12 protein-coding genes are annotated in these 12,285 nt (G+C 71.6%); 7 read left to right on the top strand and 5 right to left on the bottom strand.

Features of this window, described 5'->3' with window-relative positions; translation table 11 throughout:
• Window positions 1-8 precede the first annotated feature (8 nt).
• Complete coding sequence (locus ACIRJP_RS27385; RefSeq protein WP_404179376.1) at window positions 9-362, bottom strand: hypothetical protein; 354 nt, start codon at window positions 360-362, stop codon at window positions 9-11.
• 137 nt (window positions 363-499) lie between these two features.
• On the bottom strand, window positions 500-1,300 hold the full coding sequence (locus tag ACIRJP_RS27390; RefSeq protein ID WP_404179379.1) for a hypothetical protein: 801 nt from the start codon (window positions 1,298-1,300) through the stop codon (window positions 500-502).
• 365 nt (window positions 1,301-1,665) lie between these two features.
• On the opposite strand from ACIRJP_RS27390, the gene ACIRJP_RS27395 reads away from it, so the two are divergent.
• The 4 genes from ACIRJP_RS27395 to ACIRJP_RS27410 all read left to right on the top strand — a co-directional run bounded on the left by ACIRJP_RS27395 (window position 1,666) and on the right by ACIRJP_RS27410 (window position 5,439).
• Window positions 1,666-2,949: a glycosyltransferase gene (locus ACIRJP_RS27395; RefSeq protein ID WP_404179381.1), complete on the top strand. Its 1,284-nt coding sequence runs from the start codon at window positions 1,666-1,668 to the stop codon at window positions 2,947-2,949.
• On the top strand, window positions 2,946-3,794 hold the full coding sequence (locus tag ACIRJP_RS27400; RefSeq protein ID WP_404179384.1) for a transferase: 849 nt from the start codon (window positions 2,946-2,948) through the stop codon (window positions 3,792-3,794). The genes ACIRJP_RS27395 and ACIRJP_RS27400 overlap by 4 nt, the downstream gene beginning before the upstream one ends.
• A 58-nt stretch (window positions 3,795-3,852) precedes the next feature.
• On the top strand, window positions 3,853-4,812 hold the full coding sequence (locus ACIRJP_RS27405; RefSeq protein ID WP_404179387.1) for a helix-turn-helix transcriptional regulator: 960 nt from the start codon (window positions 3,853-3,855) through the stop codon (window positions 4,810-4,812).
• A 411-nt stretch (window positions 4,813-5,223) separates the two neighbouring features.
• Entirely contained in the window at window positions 5,224-5,439 is a 216-nt protein-coding gene (locus ACIRJP_RS27410; protein WP_266736245.1) for an I78 family peptidase inhibitor, read from the top strand.
• A 114-nt stretch (window positions 5,440-5,553) separates the two neighbouring features.
• Here the strand turns inward: ACIRJP_RS27410 and ACIRJP_RS27415 are convergent, their stop codons facing one another.
• On the bottom strand, window positions 5,554-6,561 hold the full coding sequence (locus ACIRJP_RS27415; RefSeq protein WP_404179390.1) for a phosphatase PAP2 family protein: 1,008 nt from the start codon (window positions 6,559-6,561) through the stop codon (window positions 5,554-5,556).
• 531 nt (window positions 6,562-7,092) lie between these two features.
• On the opposite strand from ACIRJP_RS27415, the gene ACIRJP_RS27420 reads away from it, so the two are divergent.
• The gene (locus tag ACIRJP_RS27420) at window positions 7,093-8,793 is read left to right on the top strand and encodes an MFS transporter (RefSeq protein WP_404179393.1); all 1,701 of its coding nucleotides are present in this window, start codon (window positions 7,093-7,095) and stop codon (window positions 8,791-8,793) included.
• A gap of 73 nt (window positions 8,794-8,866) precedes the next feature.
• The gene (locus tag ACIRJP_RS27425; RefSeq protein ID WP_404179396.1) at window positions 8,867-10,063 is read left to right on the top strand and encodes an acyl-CoA dehydrogenase family protein; all 1,197 of its coding nucleotides are present in this window, start codon (window positions 8,867-8,869) and stop codon (window positions 10,061-10,063) included.
• Window positions 10,064-10,085: 22 nt separating this feature from the next.
• On the opposite strand, the gene ACIRJP_RS27430 is transcribed toward ACIRJP_RS27425, so the two are convergent.
• Window positions 10,086-10,526 carry a cell division protein SepF gene (locus tag ACIRJP_RS27430; protein ID WP_266736239.1) on the bottom strand — a complete coding sequence of 147 codons (441 nt, stop codon included), beginning with the start codon at window positions 10,524-10,526 and terminating at the stop codon, window positions 10,086-10,088.
• A 308-nt stretch (window positions 10,527-10,834) separates the two neighbouring features.
• Between ACIRJP_RS27430 and ACIRJP_RS27435 the strand changes: the two genes are divergently transcribed.
• The gene (locus ACIRJP_RS27435) at window positions 10,835-12,070 is read left to right on the top strand and encodes a DUF5685 family protein (RefSeq protein ID WP_404179399.1); all 1,236 of its coding nucleotides are present in this window, start codon (window positions 10,835-10,837) and stop codon (window positions 12,068-12,070) included.
• Window positions 12,071-12,106: 36 nt separating this feature from the next.
• Here the strand turns inward: ACIRJP_RS27435 and ACIRJP_RS27440 are convergent, their stop codons facing one another.
• On the bottom strand, window positions 12,107-12,268 hold the full coding sequence (locus ACIRJP_RS27440) for a hypothetical protein (RefSeq protein ID WP_404179402.1): 162 nt from the start codon (window positions 12,266-12,268) through the stop codon (window positions 12,107-12,109).
• Between the last annotated feature and the right edge of the window lie 17 nt (window positions 12,269-12,285).

Here is a 12,285-nt window from a genome sequence, read left to right on the forward strand (position 1 = left end):
ACGTGACGTCAGGCGCCCCGCGAACCCGGGGGCAGGGCCGCCGGCTGGGTGCGCCCGGAGTGCCGGCCCACCCGGTGCCAGGAACCGAGGCCGCCGGAGCCGGCACCGGTGCCGTGACCCGTGGCACCGCCCGCCACGGCGAGACCGGTGGAGAAACCGGCGGAGTGGCCGGAGTGGCCGGAGTGGCCGCTCAGCGGCAGGCGGCTGCCGAAGAGACTGCTCCCGAAGGCAATGAAGCCGAGATTCTCCTCGCCGCTCCGGTCACCCGGCAGCGCCCGGAACGAACGGCGGTACTCGGAGTACAGCGCGTCGTAGATCGGGGTGTGGGACTCACCGCCCGATGGCTCCTGCGAGGGCCGCATGGCAGGGATCGGGCTCGGGCGCTGGTGGGAGGAGTCGTATGAGTGCACGTATGTGCCAACGACACCGGTGTCGGTCGGATGCGGGCACGGCGGAGAAATAGCTGTTCGCCGTCTGTGCGAGAAGCCGGCGGCCACGATCAGGTACCGGCCAGCGGCATCGCGGCGGCGACCAGGAGCCCGTTGGCCGCGGCCTTGTCCAGGGCGTCGCGCAGCAGATCCTCGCGGGGCTGCTGGCCGATCGATCCGGCCGGGGCGGCGAAGACGAGGACGGTCTGCGACCTGTTGGCCGCGGTCCGCCAGCCCTCGGTGACCTGGAGCGGCGCGTGCGCCTGCCACCAGGCGACCGGTGCGCCGCCGCCGGTGCCCGGCTGGAGCACGGCGTGCAGCTGGCCCATGGCGAGCAGGACCGACCAGCCGTGCAGCACGGGGGGCACCTGGTCCATCCGGTGGGCCGGGTGGAAGCCCTGCTCCAGCAGCAGCTGGAGGAATTCGTCGCCACGGCTGCCGTCCGTGCCCGGCCGGGCGATCGGGCCGGCCGGCTCGACGACGAGGGCCGGGTGGAGCTCGTCGTCGATCAGGACGAGGCCGCTGGTGATGCCGAGGACGGCCTGTTCGGTGAGGGCGTCCTGCGGCCGGCCCGCGCCGGCGCTCTCCGGGCCCTCGCCGCCGGTGATGCTGCGTACGGCGCCCTGGAGCTGCTCCTCGGCGACCTGGACGACCTGGGAGGGGATGCACGTCGCGTGGGCGAACGCGAGGACGGCGGTCTCGTCGCCGACGAAGAGCACCGTGCTGGTGCGTTCCTGCTCGGAGTCTCCGGGGGTGCGGCAGGAAGTGCAGTCGTAACTGCCCGGGGCGTTGTCGCCGACAAGCAGCCGGTCGGCTTCGGCGTCGCCGATCTCGGCGCGTACGTCCTCGCTGACGTCGAGCATGCGCGGCACGGGTGGCTCCTCGAACTCGGTACGTGCGCCGGGCGGTTCCCGGCTCATGGATATGACAACGGGCGAGCCGTGGCCGGGGTCACGCGAGAAAGGGAACGTAATCGAACCAACCGGCCCGGAGAGTGAATCCCGAGGCCCAGGAGCGCACTTGGGGCCGTTCGCGCCGGTCCGACGGTTCGGGGTGTGGTCGACTCGGCGATGCGACGGTGCACCGCATACGGCACCAAAGCGGCAGAACGACAAAGCGGACGAGTTCACGAATGACCGAAATTGGCCCCTACTCGGAGTGAACCGTCGACGGGCCTGTGCCGTCCTGGCAAGTGCAGCCTGCCGCTGATCAGCCGAACCAGGAGATATGGCGTTTCATGCACATTTCTTTCCTGCTCCACAACGCCTATGGAGTCGGGGGCACGATCCGCACGACGTTCAATCTCGCCGGGGAGCTGGCCGGGCACCATGACGTGGAGATCGTTTCGGTCTTCCGGCACCGTGACGTTCCCGCGCTGGGCGCCCCCGAGGGGGTGCACATGAGCCACCTCGTCGATCTGCGGAAGAAGAGCCCGACGTACGACGGCGACGCCGCCGAATACGCCCGCCCCGCGACCGTGTTCCCGCGCGGCGACAGCAGGTACCGCCAGTACAGCAGGCTGTCCGACACACGGGTGGCGGACCATCTGCGCTCCCTGGAGGCGGACGTGGTGGTCGGCACCCGGCCGGGGCTCAATGTGCACATCAGCAGGCAGGCCCGCCGGGGACCGGTACGGATCGGGCAGGAGCACCTCACCCTCGACAGCCACGGCTACCGGCTCCGCCGCGAGATCGCGCACCGCTACCCTCTGCTCGACGCGATCACCACCGTCACCGAGGCCGACGCCCACGCCTACCGGACCGGGTTCAAACTGCCGGGCGTACGGATCGAGGCCATCGCCAACAGCGTGCCCCAACCGGCGGTCCCGCCCGCCGACGGCGGCCACAAGTGGGTGATCGCCGCGGGCCGGCTGCACAAGGTCAAGCGGTACGACCTGCTCGTCCGGGCGTTCGCAGACGTGGTCGCGGTCCGCCCGGACTGGCGGCTGCGCATCTACGGCGGCGGCGACGCGACCGGGAACGAACGAGCGGCGCTGCTCGCGCTCATCGCGGAACTCGACCTGCACAACCACGTGTTCCTGATGGGACCGGTCAACCCGCTGGAGGCCGAGTGGCCCAAGGGATCGATCGCCGCAGTCACTTCGGACCGCGAGTCCTTCGGCATGACCATCGTCGAGGCGATGCGCTGCGGCCTGCCGGTCGTCGCCACCGACTGCCCGCACGGCCCCCGCGAGATCATCGCCGACGGCACCGACGGACGGCTGGTGCCCGTCGGTGACACGGCGGCCGTGGCCGACGCGCTGCTCGGTCTGATCGGCGACGACGAGGCACGGCAGCGCGCGGGGCGCGCCGCACTGACCGCGTCGCAGCGGTTCGACCCGTCCCGGATCGCCGAACGCCATGAACGGCTCTTCACCGAACTCGCCTCGCGGGGCCCGCGCGAGCGCTCGCACGGCGCGCTGAGCACCACACTGCACCGCGCCCGGGGCACCGTGCTGGACGGGGCGTACGCCCTGCGCTACAAGGCAGCCGCCGTGATCCGCAAGGGGAAGACCGCATGACCGACTCCGCAGGGCGAAGGACACCGCGGGCCGACTGCACCGCGGGACCCGGCGGCGGGATCACCTTCGATCTCGACCTCGGCCGCAGCGAGGACGGGGAGGCACCCGAACTGCTGCTCCGGCTGCGCGGCGCCAAGGGCACGGGCGGCGACGGCGACACCGTGAGGCTGCCGCTGAGCCCGCTGCGCGACGGACGGCTGCGCGCGGTGCTGCCGGGGGCCGTGGAACCCGCGGAGGGGCGTTGGGACGTCTATCTGCGGGAGCCGGGCGCGGACGACGACAAGGCAGTGGCCGTCGAGCCCGGCGTCCGGGACCTGCGGCTGCTCGTCGACCACGCGCCGGACAGCGGGCGGATCGCGGTCCGGATCCCGTACCCGACCCTCGACGGCCGGCTCGCCGTGCGCTGCTGGCTGCGCGCACCGCATGCCGAGGCCGGACCGGTGACGTTCGACGGGCACGGGATGACGGTCGAGGGCACGCTGTACGGGACCGGCCTCGGCGCCGATGCCCGCGCCGAGGCGCGACAGCCCGGCGCCGACGGCCGGGTCCTGCGGGTGCCGGTCACCGGTCAGGAGGGCGCCTTCGCCTTCACGCTCCCCCTGGACCGGCTGGCCGACGGGCCCGTCACCGCACCGCAGCTGTGGACGCTCTGGCTGGTCCCCGGGACGACCGAGGACGGACCGGCCGGCGGCGTACGGATCTCCCGCATCCTCGACGACGTCTGGGACCGCAAGAAGATCTTCGTCTACCCGGGCCGCGACGCCGGCGAGGGGGGCCGGGCCACGCCCTGCTACTCCACCGACAACGACCTCTGCGTACGGCTCGAACCGGAACCGGCGCCCTGAGGACCCGGCCGGGGGTCGCGGACCGCGGCTGTCGGCAACCCCTGGCAGACTCGCCGCCATGTTGGAGACCTCGGCACGACTGCTGCGACTGCTCTCACTGCTCCAGGCACACCGCGACTGGTCCGGCGCCGATCTCGCCGACCGGCTCGGGGTCACCCCGCGCACCGTCCGGCGCGACGTCGACAAGCTGCGCGAACTGGGCTACCCGGTCAACGCCAGCCCCGGCACCGGCGGCGGGTACCAGCTCGGTGCCGGGGCCCAGCTGCCGCCGCTGCTCCTGGACGACGAGGAGGCCGTCGCTGTCGCCGTCGGGCTGCGCACCGCGGCGGGCAACGGCGTCGAGGGCATCGGCGAGACCTCCGTACGCGCCCTGACCAAGCTCGAACAGGTACTGCCGGACCGGCTCAGGCGCCGGGTGAACGCGCTGAACACCTTCACCGTGCCGCTGCTCCGCGGGCCCGGCGCCTCGGTCGCCGACGCGGGCGTCCTGACCGAGCTCGCCGGGGCCTGCCGGGACGCCGAGCGGCTGCGCTTCGAGTACCGGGACCACTCCGGCTCCGTCTCGCGGCGGACCGTCGAACCGCACCGGCTGGTGTGCACCGAGCACCGCTGGTACCTCGTCGCCTGGGACCTGGACCGTGCGGACTGGCGTACGTTCCGGGCGGACCGGATCACCCCCACGCCGCCGCACGGCCCGAGGTTCGTGCCGCGCGAGGCGCCCGCCGAGGACCTGGCCGCCTATGTCTCGAACGGGATCTCCACGGCCGTGTACCCGACGCGGGCGGTGATCCGGCTGAAGGTCGGGATGGAGCGGGCGGCCGAGCGGATATCGCCCTCGGCCGGGGTGCTGGAGGCGGTCGACGCGGACACCTGTCTGCTGCGCGCAGGGGCGGCCACGACGGACGTGATGGTCATCCACGTGATGATGACAGGGTTCGACTTCGAGGTCGTCGAACCGCCGGAGCTGAAGGATGCGATCAGACTGGCCAGGGACCGGCTGACCAGGGCATTGGACTGAGCGCCGGCTGCGGCGACGGCATACGGACGATCACCTCCGCCCGCTATACCGGTGGCGATCGGAGGTCGTCCCGTACCGCGGCGGGAATATTGTGACCAGAGGATAAGGCTGCCATAAGGAAGCGTGAATTCCTGGCGACATGCTCATTTACGCACGTTATTCGGGACGGAAATTGCACCCCCTCGATGCGGGATATTCCGCTCCGATTCCGGGCCTTCCGAATGATCGTTCTCCGGGTTGTGTGATTACTGTGTGTCCGGTCCCGGGCCGCCAGTCCGGGTGGCGTGATTCATGCCGTGCGCGTGTCGTGATCCTGTGACACAAGTGTGACCGGCGGGGAACGTGAGGATGCCCCGCGACGGCGGGCGCCCCGGCTTCCGTCGACGCCCGAGGCCGCCTACCGTGAGGGGCATGGCACCCATACCGACCCCTTCCGCCCAGCCCGACGACGCTCCCGGTGAGTACGTCGGCCTCGCTGCCGACGCCGCCGAACGGCGGGCCCGCAGCCGTGGCTGGAGCACCGTCAGATCCCTGCCGCCGGGCGCGATCATCACCATGGAGTTCCGCAGCGGACGGATCAACTTCGAGGTCGACGGAGCCCGCGTCACCCGCTGCTGGGTGGGCTGAGGCCCCCTGCGGCCCGGGACCCCGGGCCCGGATACAGCAGAAGGCCCCGACGTCCGTCGGGGCCTTCTGCCATGTCCGGGGAGCGGTTGTGCGTACCGGCTCCCTCGCCGGGTCTCAGCCGCCGGCCACCGGGCGGGCCGGGCTCGTGCCGCCGCGCGGTGCGCGGTCGGCGTGCGGCGGGCGCCGACTGCCGGCCGGGGTGACCGGGGTCCGCTCCGAGCGCACCACATGCGCCGGGTGTGAGGCGTGCGCGCGTGAGCGGGTGCCCGTGGCCGCCGCGGCGACCGGCACCGGCGCCGGGCCATGGGCCGGGGCGTCGCCGCCGTCCGGCTGCGGCAGCAGGACGGTCCGGGGGCCTCCGGCCGCGACGGGCACGGAGGGCACGGGACGGCCGAACCCCCGCAGGTTCTCGCGCTGGGCGAAGATCCAGGCCTCGGCCCGGGTGATCAGCGGCTCCACCCACGGCAGGCCCAGCATGATCAGCAGCCCCGCGGCCCAGCCCAGCAGGACATCGCTGAGCCAGTGCGTACCGAGATAGACGGTGGTGAGGCCGACGCCCAGCGAGACGATCGCCGACATGGCCGACAGATAGCGCCGGGCGCGGGGGGTGGTGGCCAGATAGGCGAGGATTCCCCAGGTCACAACCGCGTTGGCGGTGTGGCCGGAGGGGAATATATCGCCGCCCGCGAAGAGTTCCGCGGAGCCGATCTGGGTCGCGTAGTGCGGGCCGAGACGGCCCAGGCCGATCTTGACCGCGCCGACCGTCACATTGAGCAGCAGCAGCGCCACGCCCAGCGTGATCAGGGGGCGCAGCGTGTGCTGCCGCCAGGAGCGCCAGCCGAGCCAGCAGGCGACCATGGTGGCGGTGGGGCCACGCTGGCCGAGCACGATGTAGTAGTCGAGGAAGGCATGGATTTCCGGCCACTGCTGATACGGCCGGAAGAGCATGACCTTCCAGTCCAGGGTCACCAGCCAGGACGAGGCCAGCACGGCAATGACGATGGCGAGATAGAACGCCAACGTCCCGCCGAAGAGCGCGATGCGGTGACGGCTCATCCGCGGTGGCTCTATCTTCGGCGGCTCCGGCTCCCGGTCCAGCCGGGCAAAGATGTCGGTACGCACCCAATCGACGTTACAGCGAGTTAGTGAGTGACCAGGTCGTTCCGGTCTCTTTGTGATGACGATGTGATGTGGACTATGTCTCAGTGCGGTCTTAATTCCTGATCCGGATAAGCGTCTCGACAGGTCTTCGCGCTATTGATTTCGCACGCATTTCGGAAGGGTGTTTGGGCGTGGGCAGAAAAGCGCAGGAGGTGCCGGTATGAATTTATCCGTGCCCGGAAGGTGGGAACGGACCGTGCCGGTCCGGTCACCGGCCGCTTTCGGCGCGGGCCCGGCGGGTGCTCCGAGGAGGCCACCGGGTACCGTCCCGTTCCGGGTACGCCGGGTGTCCTCGCAGGTCCGGACGGCGGACCGGGGTGGCGTACGCCACACCCCGCGGCTCGGCCGGGTATGAGGTCGGCCACGTGGGAGGGCTCCGAACTCGCGTACGCTGACGCCCACTCGCCCGTCGATGCCGGGCCATGAGGAGCGGCGAACCGCCGCATCCCCGGTTGGCCCGCCGAGCGCGAGGGACCTTTGGGAGGTACATGCATGTCAGGGACGACCACAGCCCGGATCCGGCTGCGCCCGGCGGCCGACGGTGCCAATCGATGGGTCGTCCTGGTCGTCCTCTGCCTCAGCCTCCTGCTCGTGGCGCTCGACTCGACCGTGCTCCATGTCGCGGTGCCCGCCGTCACCGAGGACCTGAACCCCAGTGCGGTCGGTCTGCTCTGGATCGTCGACGCCTACCCGCTGGTCTGCGCCTCGCTGCTGATCCTCTTCGGCACCCTCGGCGACCGGGTCGGCCGCCGCCGCGTCCTGCTGCTCGGCTACGCCCTCTTCGGTGTCGCCTCCGCGCTCGCCGCGATGGCCGACAGCCCCGCGGTGCTCATCGTGGCGCGTGCACTGCTCGGGGTCGGCGGCGCGATGATCATGCCGGCGACGCTCTCGATCCTCCGGCAGGTCTTCCCCGACCGGCGTGAACGCGCAGTGGCGATCGGCATCTGGACCGCCGTCGCCGCCGTGGGCGCCGCCACCGGGCCGGTCATCGGCGGCTTCCTCGTCGAGCACTTCTGGTGGGGCTCGGTCTTCCTGATCAACGTCCCGCTGATGGCGCTGATCCTGCCGGTCGGCCGACTGCTGCTGCCCGAGTCGCGCGGCAGCCACGAGGGCCCGTGGGACGTGCTGGGCGCACTGATGGCCGCCGCCGGAGTGCTCGGCGTGGTCCTCGGGGTGAAGCGGGCGGGCGCCGGTGAGGTGCTGAGTCCGGCCACGCTCGCCCCGCTGCTGATCGGGGCGGCACTGCTCGTCGTGTTCGTGCGCCGTCAGAAGCGGCGTACGCATCCGCTGATCGACATGGGGCTGTTCACCAGGCCCGCGTTCTCCACCGCGGTGGGCTGCATCGTCATAGCCATGCTGGCCCTGGTCGGCCTTGAGCTCATAGCCGTCCAGTACCTCCAGCTCGTCCTGGGACTGAGCCCGCTGCAGACCGGACTGCGGCTGCTTCCACTCACCTTCGCGGCCATGGCCGCGGGCGCCACCGGCTCGTACACCCTGCGCCGTATCGGTCCACGCCGGATGGTCGGCTGGGGCTTCGTGCTCACGGCCGTCTCGGTGCTGATCCTGACCTCGATGGGGCAGCACGACCGGCCGGCGCTGCTGACGGCGGCCTTCGTCGCCCTCGGCTTCGGGCTCCAGACCACCCTGTTCGGGGCGTACGAATCGATGCTCAGCGAGGCACCCGCCGACCGTGCGGGCGGGGCGGCGGCCATCGGTGAGACCTCGTACCAGCTGGGCGCGGGCATGGGGATCGCCCTGCTCGGCAGTGTCATGAACGCCGCCTACGCCCCCGGGCTCTCGAAGCTTCCCGAAGCGGGTGTCCCGGCCGGGGCCCGCGCGGCCGCCGCCCACTCGCTGGGCGAGGCGTACCAGGTGGCGGACCGGCTGGGCGGCCCGCTCGGTGCGGTGCTGCGTTCCACGGCGCGTCACTCCTTCATCACCGGGCTGCATGTCACGCTGCTGGTCAGCGCCGCGCTGCTGCTGGCCGGGGCGCTGGCCGCGCTGCGGCTGCCGAGGGCGATGGACTGCCCGGCGCCGGTGCTGGACGAGCCGGAGCGGGCCGAGGTGTGCGAGGTGCGGGAACACCGCGCAGGGCACGAGGTGCCCGCCCCGGGCCGTGCGCAGCGGCCCCTGACGCGGCCCGCCCGGCGTCGACCCGCCGAGGTGACCGGCTCTGGACGAGCGGCACACTGAGCCGTAACGTCGGCGCGAGAGCATAACTAACACTGCTAGTTTTAGCATCGTGCGAGCCGCCGGAGGCGCCCTCATGTCCACCACCGAGTCGTCGAAGCTCCCGCCCTTCGACCCCGCCGACCCGATCGGCATCGACGATCTGCTCAGCACCGAGGACCTCGCGATCCGCCAGACCGTCCGGGACTGGGCCGCCGACCGCGTCCTGCCGCACATCGCCGAGTGGTACGAGAGCGGCGAGCTGCCCGGCATCCGAGAGCTGGCCCGTGAGCTCGGTTCGCTCGGCGCGCTCGGCATGTCCCTCCAGGGGTACGGCTGCGCGGGCGCCACCGCCGTCCAGTACGGACTGGCCTGCCTGGAGCTGGAGGCGGCCGACTCCGGGATCCGCTCCCTGGTCTCCGTGCAGGGCTCGCTCGCCATGTACGCCATCCACCGCTTCGGCTCCCAGGAGCAGCGGCAGCGCTGGCTGCCGGGCATGGCGGCCGGTGAGATCATCGGCTGCTTCGGCCTCACCGAGCCGGACCACGGCTCCGACCCGGCCGGGATGCGTACCTACGCCAAGCGCGACGGCGGGGACTGGGTGCTCACCGGCCGCAAGATGTGGATCACCAACGGCTCGGTCGCCGGGGTCGCCGTCGTCTGGGCGCAGACCGACGACGGAATTCGCGGATTCGCCGTGCCGACCGATACCCCGGGCTTCTCGGCGCCCGAGATCAAGCACAAGTGGTCGCTGCGCGCCTCGGTCACCAGCGAGCTGGTCCTGGACGAGGTGCGGCTGCCCACCGACGCCGTGCTCCCGGGTGTCACCGGTCTGCGCGGCCCGCTCAGCTGTCTCAGTCATGCCCGCTACGGCATCGTCTGGGGAGCCATGGGCGCGGCCCGCGCCAGCTTCGAGGCGGCCGTGGACTACGCGAGGACCAGGGAACAGTTCGACCGGCCGATCGGCGGCTTCCAGCTCACCCAGGCCAAGCTCGCGGACATGGCCGTGGAGCTGCACAAGGGCATCCTGCTCGCCCACCATCTGGGCCGGCGGATGGACGCGGGCAGGCTCCGCCCGGAGCAGGTCAGTTTCGGGAAGCTCAACAATGTGCGGGAGGCGATCGACATCTGCCGTACCTCGCGCACGATCCTCGGCGCCAACGGGATCTCGCTGGAGTACCCGGTGATGCGCCATGCGACGAATCTGGAGTCGGTGCTCACCTACGAGGGAACCGTGGAGATGCACCAGCTGGTGCTGGGCAAGGCGCTCACCGGTCTCGACGCGTTCCGCTAGGAACGCCCGGCGAGCGCCCTGCTCAGCTCTGGTTGAAGAAGCCGTCGGCCGACCGGCCGGCGGTTTCGCTGACCACCTGGGTGTCGGCCGGGGTCAGCAGGAAGACCCGGGTGGCCACGCGCTCGATCGAGCCGCGCAGTCCGAAGATCAGCCCGGCGGCGAAGTCCACGACGCGCTTCGCGTCGGTGGGGTCCATGGTCGTGAGGTTGACGATCACCGGGACGCCGTCCCGGAAGAGCTCTCCGATGGCCCGTGCGTCACGGAAGCTGTCCGGGGTGACGGTGGCGATCCGGCGCCCCGTCTCCTCGGCCGTCTCGGACGCGACCTGCACCCGGGGGTCGGTCACCCAGGCCTGGCCACCGGTCCCGGTCTGCGCGCCCTCGGCGTACTCGTCGTCGTAGTACCGCTCGTCGTTGTCCTCCACGAGGCCCAGCCAGGCACTCGCCTTGCGCACCGATCCCATGGACGCCTCCTCTCACCGCGGTTCCGTGGCGTTCCGCATCTTTTTCGTATCCCTATGGTCGTCCATGATGCGGATCGTGCGCCAAGTGGATAGTCGGCGCGCAGGGGGTTCGTGACGGTACTGGCACAGAAGATGTGGCGATTCGTCAGGTTTCCTCCCGCATAAGTGGTCAGAAAGAAAGAAAATATGATGCCCAGCCCGTACGGGTGACATGGGGGGCGTACGGGTGAACGGACCGCTCGATACGATGCACCTCGCGCACGCCGTACGAGCTCGGCGCGAAGGTGAACGACTCTCGGGGGATCGTCGTGTTCGGAATAGTCAGGCCCTGCACCCATCGGCTGTCCGAGGGGCTCAGGACCGAGTGGATGGCCCATCTCTGCGGGCTCTGCCTCGCACTTCGCTCCGATCACGGGCAATTCGCCCGGATCGTTACGAACTATGACGGCCTGATCGTTTCTGTTCTGACGGAGGCTCAGTCCGAGCGCACCACCGGATGGCGCCGCACGGCGGGTCCCTGCCCGCTGCGCGCCATGCGGACCGCCCCGGTCGCCCGCGGCGAAGGCGCCAGGCTGGCCGCCGCCGTCTCCCTGGTGCTGGCCTCGGCGAAGGTCCGGGACCACGTCGCGGACGGGGACGGCCTGTTGAGGCGCCGTCCGGTCGCCGCCGCCGCGCGCCGGGTCGCCGCCGGCTGGGACCGGGCCGGCGCGCGCACCGGCGCCCAGCTCGGCTTCGACACCGCGTTGCTCGTGGACGCCGTGGACCGGCAGACCGGCATCGAGCTGATCGCCGGCCCCGGCACCCCGCTGCTCACGGTCACCGAACCCACCGAGACCGCCACCGCGGCCGCCTTCGCCCACACCGCTGTGCTCGCGGGCAAGCCGCAGAACGCGGAGCCGCTCGCCGAGGCCGGCCGCCTCTTCGGGCGGCTGGCGCATCTGCTGGACGCCGTGGAGGACCAGGACGCCGACGCGGCGTCGGGTGCCTGGAACCCGCTCACCGCCACAGGCACCTCGCGGGCGGAGGCCCGGCGGCTGTGCGACGACGCGCTGCACGGCGTACGGCTGGCGCTGCGCGACGCGGAATTCACCGACGGCAAGCTGGCCCATGTGCTGCTGGCGCACGAACTGCGGCAGTCGGTGGACCGGGCCTTCGGCACCACGGCGTGCTCGCACCAGCCGGGCGCCGTGCTCCTGGACGGAACTGGCGGCCCGTCAGTCGCGCGGCCGACCGGGTCCTTCGGGCCGGCGCCGGGCAATCCGTACGCGCCGAGTCCGGGCGGCCCCGCCGGTCCGCCGCAGCCACCGCCCGAGCCGCCGCGCGACCGGCGCGGTCTGATCATGGGATGCCTGGTGTGGGCGGGGCTGGCCTGCACCTGCCAGATGTGCTGCGGCACCTTCGAGGACCCGTGGAGCCATCAGCGCCGCGAAGGACTGTGCAGCCAGTGCGACTGCGGCGACGTCTGCGATGCCTGTGACTGCTGCAGCAACTGCGGGGACTGCTGCGACGGGTGCGACTGCTGCGACTGCGACTGCAGCTGCTGAGGGCGGGAGCCCGGCCGGGCGGCCGGGCGGCCCGGCTCACTTGATCTCGGGCGGCGAGATCTGCGAGGCCTTGATCGCCGAAGCGCTGATGCCCCACTTGCCCGGTGCGGCCGCCGGATCACCGGACCCGCACGCGGTGAGGGCGAGAGAGGCGGCGGTGATCAGTGCGAAGGCAGAGGTGTGCCGGGTCCGGGGCATGAGGTGTGGTTCTCCGG

Source organism: Streptomyces sp. NPDC102437 (assembly GCF_044765565.1).
Taxonomy (GTDB): domain Bacteria; phylum Actinomycetota; class Actinomycetes; order Streptomycetales; family Streptomycetaceae; genus Streptomyces.